Raw genomic sequence first — 18,444 nt, forward strand, 5'->3', positions numbered from 1 at the left:
CCGCCAGAATGATCTTATTGGAGATTATTGAAGACAGGCATGGCCGAAAGGCTACCATCATCAGTTCACAATTACCAGTAGCTAAATGGTATGAAGTAATAGGTGATAGCACCGTGGCTGACGCCATACTGGATAGAATGGTACATGCCGCCCATCGGTTAGAATTAAAAGGAGAATCCTTAAGAAAGAAATAGAATCCTATTTTTGTAAACCAGCTCTTTAAATTATTACAGAAACTGCCCCAATCGGCTTACTTCTAAGGGGTGGTCAGCATCACCGGATTGGTGGTCAACATCGCCGGATTTTACAATTTATACTAATGTCTAGGTATGCAGCAGCTTCTTTACTGCTTAGAATTTGCTTATCCATATCAAATAATTTTTAATTAATAAGCCTGCTGGCCAGCGAGACATCACTTCAAATAGGAATGACTGAACAAAACTAATGCAGCATACCTTGCGCTAAATGATTAATTAAAAACTAGTCAAATTTGACGAATCATGAGAAATGTATATCTTAGCTTATGCGACAGCGTCTAAGAAATGTAACCTATATAAAAGCATTTGGAGAAAATCTAAGAGCAATACGAAAAAAAAAGAACCTCACTATGCATGAGGTTTCAGGCAATTGTTATATGGAATTAAATTCTTTATACAGAATTGAAAAGGGAAAGGTGGATATATCTATCAGTACACTAAAAGCAATAGCAAATGCTCTAGATATCCCACCTGCACAACTATTAAAATTTTGATGTGCTTACTAAATTAATTGTGGCATTTTACTTGCGGCTTCAATCTTTTTCTTATCAATGACTTTTGCATATATCTCCGTTGTTTTCAAATGCCTATGTCCTAACAGTTTAGAGACCGTATAAATATCGGTATTCATAGAAAGCTGCAATGTTGCAAAACTGTGCCGGGCGCAATGAAAAGTTATCTTCTTTGTAATACCGGCTTCTATAACCCACTCCCGCAATTTTAAATTATTCCATGCACTGTAATCAAGGCTGTCAAATATTTCTATTTCCGGGTTTCCTTTCTCTCCTAACATCTTAATAGCCTGCTCAGATACTGGTAGTATCTCTGCTCCTTTTGTTTTCTTTTGGGTAAACTGTAAAGACCACCCATCAGTTTCACTATGCTTTATATTCTCCCATCGAAGCGCTTTTACATCCGAGAATCGCAAGCCAGTCAATGCACTGAAAAGAAAAGCCTTTTTTAAAATCGGCAGTTCGCAATCTGTCCTGGCTAATCGCTGTAATTCTTCTAACGTCAAAAATTGTCGATGGGTTTCCGCTGATTTAACTGACTTCACTCTGGTTGCCGGGTTCTCTTTAATCATTCGGCCTTGATAGGCTTCTCTCAACGCAGCCCTCACCTTATTAAAATAAGACAAAACTGAATTCTGATTCAATTTACCAGAGCCTTTGCCTTTCCGTGTTTTACAGGTTAACAGATACTCTTTGAATGACTCAAGAAACCGGTCGTCAATGTTTTCAATCGCAATATCTTTCCCTTCACGGAAATCATGTAAATGCTGGTACGTGCTTAGCCAGTTTCCATGGTTTCCCCCTGAATCAAAACGTTTCTCTGTTAATTTTTTAAAGTAGGCTAAAAATCCAACTTTCGACCTAACGCTACTTACAAAGCCGTGGGCTGTTGTTTGGGCATCAATAACTTTCTGAGCTTTGATCGTTTCAGCTAACTGTAGTGTATCCTTGTTGTGATCTTTTTCTAGCCTATTCTTGGGTTTTTCGTATAAATACAGATCCAGAAATTCATATTCACGTTTTTGGCCTGCACCGTAATGATAAGCCAAGTATAAACTGATCTTTCTGCTTTTTCCCTTTTTTTCATTTTCTTGAGAAAGCCGGCCTTTGCGTTTTAATAAGTAAATCTTCATGACAAAATGTTTTATTTGTTACTAATTTTGCTACAACCTTCCGCTGACTTTCTCAATCAAACAACAGCTCACCCTATTGGCGCGGGTTTTACACGATCAAACCAGTATTCAGTACTTTCTACAATAGAAAATACCTCCATTTTATGCGAAATCCATTGATTCATTAAAACCCGATTTTTATTGCGTTAGGTAGCGTATGGCTGCTCCATCGCCAATTCCTGTAATAATTAGTGGGTTACATGATATTTTAACTTTCAATAACCACGCTAAACAACATGCGTTTAAAACGTGATTAAACCGGTTTAAAACCGATTTCGCAAAACATCATAGAATCTACACGTAAACCAGTTAAAATCGAAGAATTCCTTTTTTAAACGCTTTTCACGCCATTGATACACACAATTTGTTGTACAGAACAAAAACTGTTGCGATAGTGCATGCAAAAATTATATGAATCATTTTCTTAACCGGCCTGATATTTATAATCAACCTATCCGTTTAGATAAAGAGAATCCGCAAGAAGTAATAAAAGACTTCTTTTTAGATTTTCACCTTTCAGATGTAAGGCAGGAACTATGGAATATGGTAGAAACTGCTCTCACTACTAATCACCCAAACTATTCTGAAGGCAAAAGCCGGGATAGGCTATTGTACTTTTATATTCAACTGGAACAATTAATAGAGGCAGTTTATATAGCTAAAAAATAAAAAAAAGAAATAGAGGTAGATTTCGCCAGTAGCTAACATGATTGCGCTAAAGCGTTTACCTATCTTTAAATCACATGCAATGACCCAGCCTATTGCTCGGAATCCGCATTGTATTGAGGCCAATCATTAGCTAAATCACACCGTTCCTTAATTTCCTGAAAATACTTTTTTCTCCGTTCCTCTTCTTCTTTGGCTATCGCCTTCTTATCGAATTTAGGCCCACGTATTTTATCAATCCATGCTCGAACATGTTCAGGAATTTCGCGTGTTGTCTGGGTTTGCTTCCTTTGTTTCTTCATATTACTTTTTTACAATGATAGCAATCCCTGGATTTGTTAGCTGATTAATTGGGTTTTGAAGTGTTAAATTTCTTTAACAGGCAGAGAAGCTCTAAGTATCAAATGTTTTTTACCGGCCTTTTGAGACTTTACTTTACCGGATAGCACCCACCTTCTCATAGTTAGTTCAGATATATTGAGTAGAGTCGCAGCTTCTTTAAGTGTAAGTATTGCCTTAACATTAATCAGCTTAATTTGATCTTCTGTTATAAATGCTTTCGGCCTCCGTTTAATTTCTGTTTTTAAATTAGCCTGGCTAATCTTTTCATCTCTTTTCTTTTGCTTATATAATCGTTTTGCGCAATCGTCAGAACAGCATTGTGTAACGGTTGTCTTTGCAATAAACTCTTTCTTACAGAAATTACAGGCTTTTACGATTCGAATATTACTACTCATGGCTTTATCTTTGTGTTTTACTTGCCTAAAAATCATATAAAACAACTCGTGCAGCAACAAACAAAAAGCAAATACCTATTTGTCATTACAGATATTATTATTACATTTCTTCCATAATACTCATATGAAAATAAAACAAGAAATAAAAGAAATTCTTCCAGAAGAATATTATAAGCCGTTCCTGCAAACTGATTATAACAAGAAACTAAAATTAGAAGCTGCACTTGAAAGGGCTTGGAAAAATAGAGATTTTGAAATTGATAAATACTGGAGTAGAGCAACATATTTTTGGGCATTTATTGCATCTACATTTGCAGGTTACATAGCCGTTCTAAATTCAGATAAAATTAAAGCCACCTTTCAAGAACTACCATTCTTAATGACATGCTTGGGCTTTATTTTTTCTACTGCATGGTTTTTAGTAAACCTTGGCAGTAAGAAATGGCAGGAAAATTGGGAAAAGCACATTGATATGTTAGAAGATTACGTCACCGGTCCAATATATAAAACCGTTTTAATAAAAACTGGATATTCGGTTTCTAAGATTAATCTTACAGTAAGCAAATTTATTATGGGAGTTTGGGCAATCTTGTTTTCAAAAGAAATTGTCCCATGGCAAAGCCCACTTAGTCAATGGAGCTTTTCATTTTATAAACTGCTTTCTGTATTGCTTACTCTAGGGATGGCAGTTTCAATGCTTATAAAAAACGATAAATTTAAAAAGCCTGAATCGATTTCATTCAATAGAAGGCATAACAAAGAAGATAATAAATGATTTATGCGCAAAGTTCTGTAATAGCCAGTCATTACAAGACTCTCTGTTCCCATACGTATCATACCGTATCATTGCGTATCATACCGTATCAATTTTACACAATAGTGACCATAAATTTCCCATATTTTTTAAGTAGTAACCAACATAACAACAAGAAAAAGGCTATTAAAGGCAGAAAAAGGCAATGAAAGGCAAATGTAAACCTTTCAGAATCAGAGGAAATCGTGTAAAACCCGCACTCAACGTATATGCGGTTACTTTCCGATACAAAATTTGCTAAAGATATAATCCAGCTGATCTTCCGTGGTAATCTCACCGGTGATCTCTCCCAAATAGTGTAAGCATCGACGAATATCCAGGGCAATCAGGTCACTGGGAATGTTATTATCCAACCCATTGCGAATGTCGATCAGGGATTGTAATACTTCCTGCAAAGCATGAAAGTGACGCGCATTGGTGATGATCGTATCATCGGTGGTGACTTTGCCCTGTAATACCAAGTCAACCAGCTTTTCTTTCAGCACCTCGGTATGCCGGTTTTCTTTCGCGGAGATGAATGTGATGCCGGGAATGGAGCTGAATTTATTGCGCAGGTCGGCTTCGGAAGAAGCATCGGCTTTATTACCGACAAGCACGTACTTCAGCTTTTTATTGTTGAATTCATTAATGGTTGATTGTAATTCAGCAGAGGAGACCTCGTTTACATCGAACAGGTAGATCACTACATCGGCCTGTTGCATTTTGGCCAGGGCTTTTTCCATGCCAATGCTTTCTATTACATCATGGGTATGTTCACGAATACCGGCTGTGTCGATAAGGCGGAACAGGATGCCGTCGATGTTCAGCACTTCTTCAATAGTATCGCGGGTGGTCCCGGCAATATCGCTTACGATGGCCCGGTTTTCGTTGAGCAGGGCATTCAACAGGGTTGATTTGCCGGCATTGGGTTTACCAATGATCGCTACGCTTACGCCATTCTTGATCACGTTGCCCAACTGAAAGGAGGCAGCCAGTTGTTGCGTTGTTTGCTGTACTTCGGTCAGAAGCTCATACAATTGGGTGCGATCGGCAAACTCCACATCTTCCTGGGAAAAGTCGAGCTCCAGTTCTATGAGGGCCGAGAATTTGATCAACCGGTCGCGCAGTACACTCAGGTGTTCGGAAAAACCACCGCGGATGTTGTGGAGAGCTGTTTTTCTGGAGGCCTCCGTATTACTGGCAATAAGGTCCGCTACGGCTTCTGCCTGGGCCAGGTCGAGCTTACCGTTTAAAAAGGCACGTTGTGTGTATTCACCGGGTTTGGCCAGCCGGGCGCCCTGGTTCACGCAAGCTTGTATTATCTGCTGTAAAACGTAGGGAGAACCGTGGCCCGATATTTCTATCACATCTTCGCCAGTGTACGATTTCGGGCCTTTAAACAGCGATATAACCACTTCGTCAAGCACCTTTCCATGCTCCTTTAAATAGCCTACATGCAGGGTATGCGAGGGGGCCTGGGTAAGGTCCTTTGCCGGGAACAACCGGTTCACGATGTTAATGGACTGCCGCCCGCTTAAACGTATAACGCCAATAGCCCCAATTCCCTGGGCGGTTGCCAGTGCTACAATAGTATCATCCCAGCCTATCGATTTTCCGTGCATACAGTGCTTTTTTAAAAGAGTGCAAAAATACGATTAAAAGGCTATGGGCAGTAAGCTGCCGGCAGTAGGATGTTTCCGGATACAGCGCCCATAACCTACTGCCTAAAAAAGGGACGGGCCCCACCTGAGGCCCGCCTTATAGAGCGAAGCGAAAAACAGACTGCCTTATTCAGAAGCAAGTTGAAACCCGATAGGCTGTTTCTTGTACGATTTTACCCGATGACCGTTTTGAATGGCTGGCGTCCATTTACCACTTTTCCTGATTACCCGTACAGCTTCCGCACGTAATTCTTCCGGACCGCTCACCGCCTGCACATCGCTTACATTGCCTTCCTTGTCAACAATGAACTGAACCACTACCGCTCCCTGTACTTCGTTATCGATCGCAATCTGTGGATAGTTCAGGTTCTTTTTCAGGAAGCGCTGCCAGGCAGCCACACCACCAGGATATTCGGATTCGATCTCCACTTTAAGCCTGATCCCATCATCTTCTTCATCAGCTTTTTGAGGCTTTTCAATTACCCCTTTTGCCACTCCGTCACCTATGGGGCCAGTTACTGTACCATCATCATCTGCTCCATTCAATACATTCATATTGCCGATCTTAACATTCTCCTGCGCTTCAACAGGTGGCACTTCACTTTCCGGGATCTTGTCATCCGACACCAGAACAGGGGTCGTAGACCTGATCATCTTCACTGGCGCGGGAGCGGCTGGTGGCTTCATGGGCGGCGGAGGTAATTCCACTGGTTTCTCCGGTGTTTTTACAGATTCCAGCACAACGTCTTTTGTAATGAAGGTTGGATCTGTTGCTTCCTTTTTACCCGCAAAGGCAAAACCGATAAAACACATGCAGGTTGCAGACAACATAACAGTAATGGACACTGTCAATCGTTTACCATAGGTGCGTCGCAGATCGTAGGCGCCATAATCCTTGTTACGTCCATCGAATAAAATGTCGAGAACATCTGCTGTTAGAATGGTTGAACTTTCCATGGCTATTCTTTATTACTAAGATGCATAGCCTAATTTATTCCATAATATAATTTATGTACTGACATTAGCTGAAATAAAAAATCCTCCCGGCTCGCCGGGAGGATTACATAACCCATTTGGAATCTTACCCTTCCGTCTCAAGACGGAATACGATTGGTTGTTTTTTGTACGATTTAACCTGGCGGCCATTTTGAATGGCTGGTGTCCATTTACCACTCTTCTTAATTACGCGAACTGCTTCTGCCCGATGTTCCGGTGGTCCGCTAACGGCCTCCACATCACTTACGTTTCCGTCTTTGTCTACAATGAACTGTACGATCACTGTACCTTGTACCCCGTTATCCAACGCCTCCTGTGAAAAGCGAAGGTTCCTGTTCAGGTAACGTGCCCAGGCCGACATACCGCCCGGATACTCCGACTCCATTTCTACTTTGGTAAATACTTTGTTCCAGTCTTCTTCTTCTTTCGTTGGGGCTACCACTACATCTCTTCCATGATCGTCACCTGGCGGGGCTATAATGTCGGCTTCTTTTTCCCCTTCCTGGTTGAATGTAGCGATCCTGGCCTCTTCGAGTTCTTTCATTTCAGGTGGTTTCTCCTCTTCTTTCACATCTTCATCGCGGGTAATTTTGGGCGGAGTGAACTGTTTCATTTCCACTTTTACTTCCGGCTGTTTGGGCGGCGGCGGTGGTGGCGGCTCAACAGGTTTTTCATCCGGCACCTTTTGTAATTCCACGTCTGGCGGAATGATCACTTCTGCAAATTGTTGTTTTTTCTCACCTGCAAAGGCAAACCCAATGCCCAATAAAAGAACTACCGACGACATAACAGTGATGGACATAGTTAAACGCCGGCCATAGGTGCGTCGCAGATCATAGGCGCCATATTCTTTGTTACGCCCCTCGAAAATAATATCGAGTACATCTGCCGTTAGAATTGTTGAACTTTCCATGGCTATACTTTATTACTTAGATGCATAGCCTAACCATTTCCACAATCGTTGAATAAGATGCTTTGTAAATTATGAAGTAAATACCTGCCTGTGTGCGGCGATAGTGAGAGACAAAACATTTAGCCCATTTGCTTATTCGCCTTTCAGTAACCTGATAAAACAAAAAATCCTCCCCAGCAAGTGGGGAGGATTTAATTTCTTTATATTCTACGGTATTATCCTTCTGATTCGAGACGGAACACGATCGGTTGCTTCTTGTACGATTTAACCTGGCGACCGTTTTGTACAGCTGGTGTCCATTTACCACTCTTTTTGATAACCCGAACAGCTTCTGCACGCAATTCCTGCGGTCCGCTGATGGCTTCAACATCACTCACATTACCTTCTTTGTCCACAATGAACTGTACAACTACAGCACCTTGTACTTCGTTATCGATAGCTTCCTGGGGATAGCGGAGGTTCCTGTTCAGGTAACGCTGCCATGCGGCGGCTCCACCTGGGTACTCCGACTCGATTTCCACCTTCGTAAAGGTTTTATCCCAGTCTTCATCGTCTTTTTTGGGTGCTTCAACAACTCCCTTTCCACCGTCTTCAACGGGAGGAGCCACAATACCTTCGTCTTTCTGACCTTCCTGGTTCATTGTACCAATCTTGGTATCTTCCAGTTTTTCAACTTCTGGTGGTTTCTCCTCTTCTTTTACCTCTTCATCTTTTACGATTTTAGGAGGTGTGAATTTGGCCATTTCCACTTTTGGTGGATCTGGTGGTTTTGGGGGCGGCGGCGGTGGCGGCTCCTCTTTTTTCTCCTCTTGTTTTATTTCTTCGAGCTGCACATCCTGCACCACCACTTTCTTGGCGCTTTCTTTATCCTCCAGTAAAGCGGATACCAGGTACCCGATAAACAGCAGAAGACAAAGTGCACCAACTACAAGAAGCGATGTGATCAACCGCTTATTATAGGTTTTGCGCAGATCATAAGCACCGTATTCCTTATTCCGGCCCTCGAAGATGATGTCAAGAACATCAGCGCTTAATATTTTATTGACTTCCATGATTAAAAAATCTTTTTAATTAGATGCATTGAATGGAAATTTCCATAAAGCAACTTTATTTAATTCCCTGACTTGCTTCAGTTGCTTTCATCAGTTGAATTTCCTGATCAAAGATATCAACCATCGCATACCGTTTAACATCATTGATGGTCATTTCATCAAGTATGTCTACGGTATTTTTGTAGGTAGCCTCGGGGCCGGGTTTAATAACCACTACAAAATCCTGTGGATTAGTTGACTTCTTTTTATCGATGATCTCCCTGCGGATATCTTTAAAGTTGCTTCCTTTGAAGTTGGAACCATCTGGTAATAACTCCCCTTCATAATAATACACTCCATCACCTTTACCCAGCATAATGGTCAAAGCGCCTGACGCTTTTATCTTATTCTGCTCTTCGGGCTTCTCCGTGTCTTTAGGCAGGAAAAGCTTCATTGCAGTGGGCTGGCTCATGGTAGTGGTGAAGATGAAGAAGGTAATCAGCAGGAATCCCAAATCCACCATTGGCGTAAGGTCAATACGTGTAGAAAGTTTTTTCCCTTTCTTTACGCCTGGCCCTTTTTTATGTTTCCCCCCACCGGAGGTATCCATTTCTGCCATGTCGCACTTTTTTTTAAGTTAAGAATTTAATTCGCTTATATTAATCCTCTTTGGCACCGGTGGCTCTTTTAGCTGCCAGGGCAGTACCTTCCGGAACACCCTCGGGATCTGTCACCATCGAGAACTTAAATATCTCATTTCTTTTAAATGCATCGATCACCCCTTTGAATGTAGGATATTTCGCATTGTTATCCCCTTTTACCAACAAGGTCATTGTATTACCTGTGAAGGAACGGGTAGCTGCATTCATCCATACAGTCAATTGGTTGTCAGCCGTATCCAGCGGAATACCGGGAGCTTTAAAGTTTTTAACCTGATCGGCATTCAAATCCAGGTACGACTTCAACATTGAGAAAGGAACCCCTACAATTGAGCCACTTCTTGCAAATGCAGCTTTTTCCTGGGCAGTTAACCCAAGGTTTTTTCCCTGGTCTATCATATCAATGATATCCTGCTTTTCAGCAACGTTATTGTCGCCCACTGAAAAATAGGCCTTTCCGTCTTTGTCCATAGTAACCATCACAACGTTCTTGTCTGCGGCAGCTTTGGTTGAAACCGATTTAGGGGTTACAACGGCCACTGTATCGTCAGATTTGAACTTGGTGGTGAGGATGAAGAAAGAAAGTAACAGGAATGCCACATCACACATCGCTGTCATGTCAACAGAGGTACTCTTGCGCGGCACTTTTACTTTTGGCATAATTTAAAAATTTCTGATTCTGGTATAAGATTCACTATGCTCCAATTTCCATATCACATCTATCTGTAATTTTCAAAAAAACGTAAATTCCCCAACCTGGGGTCCGCTTATTTGTACAGAGATGCGAAACTTTGGGTCAGCGTGAAACCAGACTCATCGATACCATATGTAATTTGATCGATCTTAGTAGTAAAGATGTTATACATGATGATAGAGATAGCTGAAGTACCGATACCCAGAGCGGTATTATACAACGCTTCAGAGATACCTTTTGACAGTTCAGCAGCAGCACCGCCACCACCTTCAGAACCCATGGCAGCAAATGAAGTGATCATACCCAATACCGTTCCTAACAGACCCAACAGGGTTGCTACCGAAGCGATAGTTGACAGGAACACCAGGTTCTTTTCGAGCATAGGCAGCTCCAGAGCGGTAGCTTCTTCAACCTCTTTTTGAATTGCTAATACTTTTTGCTCAGTATCCAATTCAGTATTAGAGATCATTTCTTTGTACTTGCGCAGACCTGCTTTCATTACATTACCAACACTTCCGCGTTGACGGTCGCACTCAGAAATAGCCTGATCAACATTCTTGTTAGCCAGGTGATACTGTACTTTACGGATGAATTCCGCAATGTTACCAGTACCGGTAGCTTTTGTGATAGTCATCAAACGCTCGATAACGAAAGTAATAACAGTTAAAAAGGTTGCAAGCAGAAGAGGCACAATAATTCCACCATCATACATTCTCACCAAACCACCTTTAGGACCTTTATGTTTGGGCCAAAAACCGCCAGAAAGATCGGGATTAGTAAAATTACTTTTGTCGCCAAGGATAAAACGCCAGATAATATAACCGGCAACAATACAAACAACGGGGGCTAACCATGAAATGGCATTGGATTTCTTCTTAGGTTGAACAGATGTACTACTCTTCGCTGCGGTTGCAGTCGCAACGGGTCTTGTTTCAGCCATGATTGTGTTTTTTTAGTGTTTTATAAATTTTAAGCTATCAGTAGATTCTAAATGGGCTCACAATTCTAAGGAAAAAGTCATTTCACTTAATCAAATTGATCAAGAAAAATTTTGATAAGGTTCACAAGTTAAGAAATTTCTTAACTGATCGCCTAAAAAACAGGCGATTTGGTTGAATAGAACGGCAACAATATATGTCATAATTAGAAACAAAACAAGCCTGTTAATCAATGAACAGTAACTATAAACCACCCACCTCTGTGATTGGCCGTATTTTCTCATTGTCTATAAGAACACCATATAATACTTTTTTGATCAGCGGTAAGCCACCCTCGTCTGCACACATGTTGTTTTCCCTACCTTCATCCATTAAAATTTTTTTAATGCTCTAATCATTCAGAAGAATAGGATAATACGGTTTTCCATAATGCGCAATAGCAAAACTTTGTACCCCCTGTTCTACTGGCTCCCCAAAAAACAATTACTATTAATGATGAAAAAGAGATTTTCAATGCTGGTTTTACTGGCCTGTTGTAGTGCACTGACCTATGCACAAAAAAAAGGCAGTACCCCGGCAGCCCAGGCAGATACTGCTAAAAAACCAGCTCCCGTAGCTCCCCGACCACCGCAAAACGGCCCCAAACCCTACAAAGAAATCATAACCGATAAGGCAATAACCCGCAAAGGGCTCTTTACGGTACATAAAATAGAAGATAAATGGTATTTCGAAATGGGCGATTCCTTACTGGGCAGAGATGTACTGGTAGTGAACCGCATTTCCAAAGCGCCCACCAATACCCGCGCCGGCTTTTTTGGCTATGCCGGTGACGAGATCAATGAAAATGTGATCCGTTTCGATAAAGGCCCCAATAACCGCCTGTTCATGCGCAATATCTCCTACTCGGTTTATGCCAAGGATTCTACCAAACCCATGTATAAATCGGTAATGAACAGCAATATTCAACCCATTGCCGCTTCATTCGATATCAAAGCTTTTTCAAAAGACAGTACCGGCATCGTGATTGATATAACAGATTTTATTAATAGCGACAACGATATCCTGTTCTTTGCTTCTTATTTTAAACAGGCCCTGCGTATCGGTGGCCCGCAGCCCGATAAATCTTATATCGCCGATATCAAGACCTTCCCCATCAATACCGAAATAAAAACGGTAAAAACCTATGGCAGAATGCCTGCACCCGGTCCCTTCCCCGGTGCATCGGCAGGTCCCGCCGGCAATGCAACTTTTGAATTGAACAGCTCCCTGGTGCTGTTGCCCAAAGTTCCCATGCATGCCCGTACTTACGACGACCGCGTAGCTTATTTCACTACCGAGTACACCGATTTCGATGCCGATCCACAAGGTGTTAAAGACATCAGCCTGATTACCCGCTGGCGCCTTGAACCCAAAGAGGAAGACATGGAAAAATATAAACGCGGTGAACTGGTTGAACCTAAAAAACCGATCATCTATTATATCGATCCCAATACACCCGAAAAATGGGTCCCTTACCTGATCGCCGGGGTTAACGACTGGCAAAAGGCTTTTGAAAAGGCCGGTTTTAAAAACGCCATCATTGCCCGCAGGGCCCCTACCCACGAGGAAGACAGCACCTGGAGCCTGGAAGACGCCCGGTATTCTGCCGTTGTATACAAACCCTCTGATATTCCTAACGCCATGGGCCCGCACGTGCACGATCCCCGCAGTGGTGAAATACTGGAATCTCATATCAACTGGTATCATAATGTAATGGCCTTGTTGCACAACTGGTACCTGATCCAGGCTTCACCAAGCGACCCACGCGCCCGCACAGCACATTTCAATGATTCACTCATGGGCGATCTCATTCGCTTTGTATCATCGCACGAGGTAGGCCATACCCTTGGTTTACCCCATAACATGGGCGCTTCTTCCGCCACGCCGGTTGAAAAACTGCGCGATAAAGCCTGGGTGGAAGAGCATGGTCACACTTCTTCTATTATGGATTATGCCCGTTTTAACTATGTGGCGCAACCTGAAGATAAAATCGGTTCTGCCGGTATGTATCCCCGCATTGGCGATTACGACCTGTGGTCAATTGAATGGGGTTACAAATTATTGCCTGGCAAAACGGACGATGAAGAAAAAGACATTTTGAACGACTGGGTAAAAAGCCGTTATAACAATCCCCGGTTACGTTTTATTCATTCCGATGGTGTTGATCCCCGCGCCCAAACCGAAAGCCTTGGCGACAATGCCATGAAGGCAAATGAATATGGTATCAAAAACCTGAAATGGATCCTTCCCCAATTGCCCAAATGGCTCAATGAAAAGGGAGAAGATTTCAAGAGCCTGGACCAGGTGTATGATGAAGTGTATACCACTTTTAGCCGATATATGGGCCACGCCGTTACCTATATCGGTGGTTCTTATACCGATTTAAAAACAACCGATCAGGATGGACCTGTATATACTGTAGTGCCCAAGGCTCTGCAAAAAGAAGCCATGTCTTTCCTGCAAAAGAACCTGTTTACCACTCCTACCTGGTTGCTGAACAAATCCATTATGGATAAAGTAACCTCACCGGTTGAAGACAAAGTGAGCGGTCTGCAGGATACCTGGTTAGGCGCTCTGTTAAACACCAATCGTTTACAACGCCTCATTACAGAAACCACCCGCGATGCCAATGCTTACCGCATCGATGAGTTTATAGATGACCTGAAGAAAGGTATCTTCAGCGAACTGACTACCCACGCGCCTCTCGATAATTTCCGCCGTAACCTGCAAAAGTCTTTTGTAGAAAGAATGAGCAACCTGGCGGCATTTACCGCTGCTGCGCCTGCCGGCGGTGGAGGAATCACCATTTCTTTTGGCGGCCCCTCTGTTGATGTAAAGAAAACCGATATCAGTTCTGTTGCCCGTGGCGAACTGCGGGCCCTGAAAGCCCAGATCGCTGCAGCCGCAGCTACCTATGGCGATAAACTGAGCAGGTATCATTTACAGGACCTGAACGAACGTATCGACCGGGTATTGAATCCGAGATAAATAGTTCCGAATTAATAAAAAAGCCCTCCCGATAAATCGGGGAGGGCTTTTTTATTTGTTATTGAGTTCTAAGTTCTTTGTTGCCGCAACGAAGATTTTTGCCTTCTGCCCGCTGCCTTATTCATACCGCAGCGCCTCTATCGGATTCAACTTACCGGCTTTTATGGCGGGATATAATCCGGCCAGCAAACCCACCAGCGAACAAATGATTACACCGGTAAACACCCAGTCCCAGGGCACCACAAAACTGGTGCTTAATAATATACCCACTATATTTCCCAATATAATCCCCAGTATAATTCCAAAGGCCGCGCCCAGCAAACTGATGATGATGGATTCATAGAGGAACTGGTACCGGATATTTTTTCTTTTTCCCCCAATGGCCTTTACCAGCCCAATTTCCTTGGTGCGTTCGGTTACGGCTACCAGCATAATATTCATTAAGCCAATAGCAGCACCAACCAGGGTGATCACTCCTATCAGCAAGGCCGCTATGGTAACAAAACTCAGGTTACGGATCAGCATTTCGGCAAAGCTGTCGCTTTTGTCGATCATGAAATTATCCGTTTCGGTAACCGTTAGTTGACGAATAGGACGGAAAGCACTGGTAGCTTCCCCAATAGCGCCATCCATCATTTTTATGTCCGGGACCTTTACCTGAATATTGAAAGATGCATTGGGATTACTATTGAAGTACCGGCGCACGCTGGTGTAGGAGATAATAACGAGGTTATCGAGACTGCGGCCAAAAGTAGAGCCCTTTGGTTTTAAAACACCGATAATGCGAAAGGGAATATTATCCACCCGAATGACCTTGTCAACCGGCCGTTCCACATTCTCGCCAAAAAAACGGGTAGCAATATCCTTTCCTATTACGCACACATTACGACCGGTTTCAACATCTAACGAGTTCATATCGCGGCCATATAAAACAGCAAATCCATTTAAACTGGCATAATTTTCATCACCGCCCACTAACCATACATTGGGGTTGGTTTTCTGGTTTTGATAAGCAACAATGGCACTACGGTTACCCATAATGTTGGCGCTTATCTGTGCCGGAAAAGTATAGGCTGTTTTAAATGCCTCTACCTGGCGCACGGTAATGGGTTTACCCATGTTCGATTTCTTCTCCTTTTTCGCCCCACGCTTTTCTTTCTTCACTTCGTCATTGTGAAAACCCCGGCGTGGTTCCTGGTACCGGATGGTAAACCCGGTAGCCCCCATGGAAGAAAAACTCTCCAAAAATTTCTGTTTAATAGCAACAATAGCGGTATTGATGCCAATAAGCGCGGTGATACCCAGGGCTATGATAGCCACTGTAATACCCGTACGTAATCTGTTGCTGCGTACCGTACGAAAAGACAGCGAAAGTGTATCGCGAAGTGTCATACTAAATTAGTGTGCCTAATATAGTAAATATTACGGGGCAGTAAACAGATCTGTGATGAATGGTCTTTCGGATCGCTTACAGATAAAATAAATTATGCAATTGATCGAGCAGCCAGTGCGGGAAAATACCCAGAATTACCACTACAGCTGCAATGGCAATCAGCAGGCCTTTGAAACCGGAAGTGGTTTCAACTTCCTGGGGTTCTGCTTCTCCCTCTTTAAAATACATGGCTTGTATAACGCGGAAATAATAATAGGCACTGATAGCGGCACACAACACCCCTATAATAACCAGCCACATCACATTTCCATTGTTGATGGCGGCCGATAACATATAGAATTTGGCCCAGAAACCAGCCGTAGCCGGTATACCAGCCAGCGATAACAGGAAGATGGTGTTGGTAGCAGCCAGAACCGGTTGGCGTTTGGCCAGTCCGTTAAAGCCTTCGAACGTATAATCTTTCATCTTCAACAGGATGGCGAAGATGCCAATGGTAGCGAGGCTGTATGCAGCTGCATAAAAGATCATCCCGTCTTTGGCCATATCATTCATGGCAACCAGGGCAAACAGCATAAAGCCGGCCTGGGCAATACTTGAATAAGACAGCATTCTTTTTACGCTCTGTTGGAACACTGCGGTGATGTTTCCTATGAACAACGTAGCCGCTGCGATAATAGCCACCAGCAATTGCCATTGTTTTTGTACATCGCCAAAACAACCTTCAAACAACCGGATGAAGGCAATAAAGCCAGCCACCTTTACAATGGTTGCCATAAAGGAAGTGAATACAGTGGGGGAACCATCGTATGCATCGGGCGTCCAGAAGTGGAACGGCGCAGCCGATACCTTGAACGACATGGAGAACAACAGCAATAACAAACCAGCTGCCAGCATAGGTGTTAAATTCGTTGTGCCCATACGGATCACATCGATATTAAAACTGCCTTTTACGCCATACAGCAAGGTAATGCCCATAAGCATAATACCGGTTGAAAAAGAACCCATCAAAAAGTATTTCAGCGCAGCCTCATTACTTTTCAGGTTACGTTTATCGCTACCGGTTAAAATGTATAAAGGAATAGAAATGATCTCGATACCCAGGAACAGCATCAACAGGGAGGTGAAGGAAGATACGATGGCAATACCACACAGCACGAAAAATATCAATGCAAAGTATTCTGCCAGGTTCACGCCCACGCGCTCCATATCCCTGCCGCTAAGCAGAAAATAGATCCAGGTGCTGCCAAAGGCAATGGTATTGAACAGCAGGCCAAAGATGTCGAAGGACAGCATGCCCTTCACATTCACATTAAAAAAGTGGTATCCGCCCATGTCGAGCACATTCACTATTACCAAAGCCAGCAGGCCAATAATAGCTACGGTGCGCACAGCGGGTTTACTATTCGTAAACACGCCACAAAACATCATCACTACACCAAGAACAGCAGAAATTACAATTGCATTCATAAATCAATTCTATACGTTCGCTTATGGTAATTTGACAAACATTTTTGAGTAAATGGCATCTACCGCATGCCTTGTTGCTTCAATCATAGGCTTGGGATAAACACCCATTACTACAATGCCGATCAGCAGCACAGCCAGCACAAATTTCTCATTGATCTTTAAATCAAGAGCATTTGCAGTTAATGGACTGGTGTTGCCAAACAATACTTTCTGTAACATATTTAAAGTATATACGGCCGACAGAATGATGCTGAGACCACCCACTACCATAAAGATATAATGATAGTTAGAGGCTTTTGATCCGAACACACCATTGAACATCATGAACTCACCAATAAAGGCATTGGTAAGCGGCAGGGCCACATTAGCCAGCGATACCACCACCAGCATAATGGCCAGCGAGGGCGCCTTTTGTGCCAGCCCACCCAGTTCAGACATTTTACGGGTGTGGAACTGACGCTCGATCAGTTCTACCACAATCCACAGTCCGATGATATTGATACCATGGGCGAACATTTGGATCATTACACCCTGGATACCAATTGAAGAGGTAACAAATATGGCCAGTCCCATCAAACCCATGTGGGCAATGGAAGAATAGGCTACAAAACGTTTCAGGTCATCCTGCTGCATGGCTACAATAGAACCATAGATCATCCCGATCACACACATAGAAGCGGCGGGATCACCATAGCCCCACAAACCAACGGGAACTACAGGAGCTAACCAGCGCAGAATGCCAAAAACCCCCATCTTAACCATGATGCCGCTCAATACCATAGTAACCGCTGTGGGCGATTGCTCATAGGTATCTGGCTGCCAGGTATGGAAGGGGAACAAAGGTATTTTGATGGCAAAAGCCAGGAAGAACAGCCAGAATAACCAGCCCTGGGTGCTGCCGGGCAGGTTCACTTTGTAAAAGGAGCTCATGGCAAATGAGTGATCAGGGGTATGAAAGTATACCCAGATGATTGCCACCAACATCAGCAAAGAGCCTACAAACGTGTAAATAAAGAATTTGAAGGTAACCGCCACTCTTCTTTCGCCACCCCAGATAGAACACAGGAAGTAAGCAGGTATAAGGGCCAGTTCCCAGAAGAAGTAGAATAATAAAGCATCAGAAGCTACAAACACACCCATTAAACCGGTTTGCATCAACAGCATCAGGGCGTAAAACTGATAACCATTTTTGTAAGTAGAGTTCCAGGTTGCGATGAAAATACCGGGATAAGCCAAACCGGTTAACAAACACAACATCTTGCTCATACCATCCATGGTAAGTGAGAACCGGCTGCCCAGATCGGGTAACCATGCCACATCGGCTTGCAGGTATTCAGGTTTGTGTAACACAGCAATGCCCAGTATGGAAACAACCATGGTAATAATGGATGTTAACAATGACCATACTTTTGCGTTCTTTTCCTGTTTTATCAGGAATCCAAGCAAACCACTCACCAACGGAATAACTATCAGCAATACAGGTACCATTATAATTTCTTGATTTCTGATTTATGGATTTTATCTCTAC

Annotated in this window: 19 protein-coding genes; 5 read left to right on the forward strand and 14 right to left on the reverse strand. The window is 43.0% G+C overall.

The features are described from left to right. Together BMX95_RS00005 and BMX95_RS35770 are read left to right on the forward strand one after the other, a co-directional pair. The coding region (locus tag BMX95_RS00005) for an ATP-binding protein (RefSeq protein ID WP_177193667.1) at positions 1-194 on the forward strand (194 nt) is incomplete at its 5' end. A 329-nt stretch (positions 195-523) separates the two neighbouring features. Beyond that, positions 524-751: a helix-turn-helix domain-containing protein gene (locus tag BMX95_RS35770; protein ID WP_081199831.1), complete on the forward strand. Its 228-nt coding sequence runs from the start codon at positions 524-526 to the stop codon at positions 749-751. 8 nt (positions 752-759) lie between these two features. Here BMX95_RS35770 and BMX95_RS00015 read toward each other — a convergent pair whose 3' ends face one another. Then, entirely contained in the window at positions 760-1,902 is a 1,143-nt protein-coding gene (locus BMX95_RS00015) for a site-specific integrase (protein ID WP_081199829.1), read from the reverse strand. A gap of 450 nt (positions 1,903-2,352) precedes the next feature. On the opposite strand from BMX95_RS00015, the gene BMX95_RS00020 reads away from it, so the two are divergent. Next, positions 2,353-2,610 (forward strand): hypothetical protein, encoded by a 258-nt coding sequence (locus BMX95_RS00020; protein ID WP_081199827.1) that lies wholly within the window; start codon positions 2,353-2,355, stop codon positions 2,608-2,610. 89 nt (positions 2,611-2,699) lie between these two features. On the opposite strand, the gene BMX95_RS00025 is transcribed toward BMX95_RS00020, so the two are convergent. Beyond that, positions 2,700-2,909: a hypothetical protein gene (locus tag BMX95_RS00025; protein ID WP_081199825.1), complete on the reverse strand. Its 210-nt coding sequence runs from the start codon at positions 2,907-2,909 to the stop codon at positions 2,700-2,702. Positions 2,910-2,972: 63 nt separating this feature from the next. Next, positions 2,973-3,344 (reverse strand): helix-turn-helix domain-containing protein, encoded by a 372-nt coding sequence (locus BMX95_RS00030; protein WP_165758893.1) that lies wholly within the window; start codon positions 3,342-3,344, stop codon positions 2,973-2,975. A gap of 124 nt (positions 3,345-3,468) precedes the next feature. Between BMX95_RS00030 and BMX95_RS00035 the strand changes: the two genes are divergently transcribed. After that, a complete protein-coding gene (locus tag BMX95_RS00035) occupies positions 3,469-4,119 on the forward strand; it encodes a RipA family octameric membrane protein (RefSeq protein WP_081199821.1) in 651 nt (216 codons plus the stop codon). A 254-nt stretch (positions 4,120-4,373) separates the two neighbouring features. Here the strand turns inward: BMX95_RS00035 and mnmE are convergent, their stop codons facing one another. The 8 genes from mnmE to BMX95_RS35590 form a co-directional block, all read right to left on the reverse strand. Further along, entirely contained in the window at positions 4,374-5,759 is a 1,386-nt protein-coding gene (gene mnmE, locus BMX95_RS00040; RefSeq protein ID WP_081199819.1) for a tRNA uridine-5-carboxymethylaminomethyl(34) synthesis GTPase MnmE, read from the reverse strand. 165 nt (positions 5,760-5,924) lie between these two features. Further along, complete coding sequence (locus tag BMX95_RS00045; protein WP_081199817.1) at positions 5,925-6,755, reverse strand: energy transducer TonB; 831 nt, start codon at positions 6,753-6,755, stop codon at positions 5,925-5,927. A 124-nt stretch (positions 6,756-6,879) separates the two neighbouring features. Next, positions 6,880-7,707, reverse strand: coding sequence for an energy transducer TonB (locus BMX95_RS00050; RefSeq protein WP_081199815.1), 828 nt, complete (start codon positions 7,705-7,707; stop codon positions 6,880-6,882). A gap of 215 nt (positions 7,708-7,922) precedes the next feature. Beyond that, positions 7,923-8,759, reverse strand: coding sequence for an energy transducer TonB (locus tag BMX95_RS00055; protein ID WP_081199813.1), 837 nt, complete (start codon positions 8,757-8,759; stop codon positions 7,923-7,925). Between the two features lie 55 nt (positions 8,760-8,814). Next, positions 8,815-9,357, reverse strand: coding sequence for an ExbD/TolR family protein (locus BMX95_RS00060; protein ID WP_081199811.1), 543 nt, complete (start codon positions 9,355-9,357; stop codon positions 8,815-8,817). 40 nt (positions 9,358-9,397) lie between these two features. After that, a complete protein-coding gene (locus BMX95_RS00065) occupies positions 9,398-10,057 on the reverse strand; it encodes an ExbD/TolR family protein (protein WP_081199809.1) in 660 nt (219 codons plus the stop codon). Between the two features lie 107 nt (positions 10,058-10,164). Continuing rightward, positions 10,165-11,031 carry a MotA/TolQ/ExbB proton channel family protein gene (locus BMX95_RS00070; RefSeq protein WP_081199807.1) on the reverse strand — a complete coding sequence of 289 codons (867 nt, stop codon included), beginning with the start codon at positions 11,029-11,031 and terminating at the stop codon, positions 10,165-10,167. 241 nt (positions 11,032-11,272) lie between these two features. Next, entirely contained in the window at positions 11,273-11,401 is a 129-nt protein-coding gene (locus BMX95_RS35590; RefSeq protein WP_262493569.1) for a hypothetical protein, read from the reverse strand. Between the two features lie 120 nt (positions 11,402-11,521). Here BMX95_RS35590 and BMX95_RS00075 point away from each other — a divergent pair, with 120 nt between their 5' ends. After that, the gene (locus BMX95_RS00075) at positions 11,522-14,056 is read left to right on the forward strand and encodes a zinc-dependent metalloprotease (RefSeq protein ID WP_317043922.1); all 2,535 of its coding nucleotides are present in this window, start codon (positions 11,522-11,524) and stop codon (positions 14,054-14,056) included. 117 nt (positions 14,057-14,173) lie between these two features. Here BMX95_RS00075 and BMX95_RS00080 read toward each other — a convergent pair whose 3' ends face one another. From BMX95_RS00080 to BMX95_RS00090, 3 genes are all read right to left on the reverse strand, one after another. Then, entirely contained in the window at positions 14,174-15,448 is a 1,275-nt protein-coding gene (locus tag BMX95_RS00080; protein ID WP_081199805.1) for an ABC transporter permease, read from the reverse strand. A 76-nt stretch (positions 15,449-15,524) separates the two neighbouring features. After that, positions 15,525-16,916: an NADH-quinone oxidoreductase subunit N gene (locus tag BMX95_RS00085; protein WP_081199803.1), complete on the reverse strand. Its 1,392-nt coding sequence runs from the start codon at positions 16,914-16,916 to the stop codon at positions 15,525-15,527. Positions 16,917-16,937: 21 nt separating this feature from the next. Beyond that, positions 16,938-18,404 (reverse strand): complex I subunit 4 family protein, encoded by a 1,467-nt coding sequence (locus tag BMX95_RS00090; protein ID WP_081199801.1) that lies wholly within the window; start codon positions 18,402-18,404, stop codon positions 16,938-16,940. Positions 18,405-18,444 lie beyond the last annotated feature (40 nt).

The sequence above is a fragment of the Niastella yeongjuensis genome, from assembly GCF_900110245.1.
Classification (GTDB): domain Bacteria; phylum Bacteroidota; class Bacteroidia; order Chitinophagales; family Chitinophagaceae; genus Niastella; species Niastella yeongjuensis.

Bases quoted from the DNA above. Each gene is read 5' to 3' on its own strand.
- BMX95_RS35770 (WP_081199831.1), top strand. From the start codon at position 524: ATGCGACAGCGTCTAAGAAATGTAACCTATATAAAAGCATTTGGAGAA.
- BMX95_RS00015 (WP_081199829.1), bottom strand. From the start codon at position 1,902: ATGAAGATTTACTTATTAAAACGCAAAGGCCGGCTTTCTCAAGAAAAT.
- BMX95_RS00020 (WP_081199827.1), top strand. From the start codon at position 2,353: ATGAATCATTTTCTTAACCGGCCTGATATTTATAATCAACCTATCCGT.
- BMX95_RS00025 (WP_081199825.1), bottom strand. From the start codon at position 2,909: ATGAAGAAACAAAGGAAGCAAACCCAGACAACACGCGAAATTCCTGAA.
- BMX95_RS00030 (WP_165758893.1), bottom strand. From the start codon at position 3,344: ATGAGTAGTAATATTCGAATCGTAAAAGCCTGTAATTTCTGTAAGAAA.
- BMX95_RS00035 (WP_081199821.1), top strand. From the start codon at position 3,469: ATGAAAATAAAACAAGAAATAAAAGAAATTCTTCCAGAAGAATATTAT.
- mnmE (WP_081199819.1), bottom strand. From the start codon at position 5,759: ATGCACGGAAAATCGATAGGCTGGGATGATACTATTGTAGCACTGGCA.
- BMX95_RS00045 (WP_081199817.1), bottom strand. From the start codon at position 6,755: ATGGAAAGTTCAACCATTCTAACAGCAGATGTTCTCGACATTTTATTC.
- BMX95_RS00050 (WP_081199815.1), bottom strand. From the start codon at position 7,707: ATGGAAAGTTCAACAATTCTAACGGCAGATGTACTCGATATTATTTTC.
- BMX95_RS00055 (WP_081199813.1), bottom strand. From the start codon at position 8,759: ATGGAAGTCAATAAAATATTAAGCGCTGATGTTCTTGACATCATCTTC.
- BMX95_RS00060 (WP_081199811.1), bottom strand. From the start codon at position 9,357: ATGGCAGAAATGGATACCTCCGGTGGGGGGAAACATAAAAAAGGGCCA.
- BMX95_RS00065 (WP_081199809.1), bottom strand. From the start codon at position 10,057: ATGCCAAAAGTAAAAGTGCCGCGCAAGAGTACCTCTGTTGACATGACA.
- BMX95_RS00070 (WP_081199807.1), bottom strand. From the start codon at position 11,031: ATGGCTGAAACAAGACCCGTTGCGACTGCAACCGCAGCGAAGAGTAGT.
- BMX95_RS35590 (WP_262493569.1), bottom strand. From the start codon at position 11,401: ATGGATGAAGGTAGGGAAAACAACATGTGTGCAGACGAGGGTGGCTTA.
- BMX95_RS00075 (WP_317043922.1), top strand. From the start codon at position 11,522: ATGATGAAAAAGAGATTTTCAATGCTGGTTTTACTGGCCTGTTGTAGT.
- BMX95_RS00080 (WP_081199805.1), bottom strand. From the start codon at position 15,448: ATGACACTTCGCGATACACTTTCGCTGTCTTTTCGTACGGTACGCAGC.
- BMX95_RS00085 (WP_081199803.1), bottom strand. From the start codon at position 16,916: ATGAATGCAATTGTAATTTCTGCTGTTCTTGGTGTAGTGATGATGTTT.
- BMX95_RS00090 (WP_081199801.1), bottom strand. From the start codon at position 18,404: ATGGTACCTGTATTGCTGATAGTTATTCCGTTGGTGAGTGGTTTGCTT.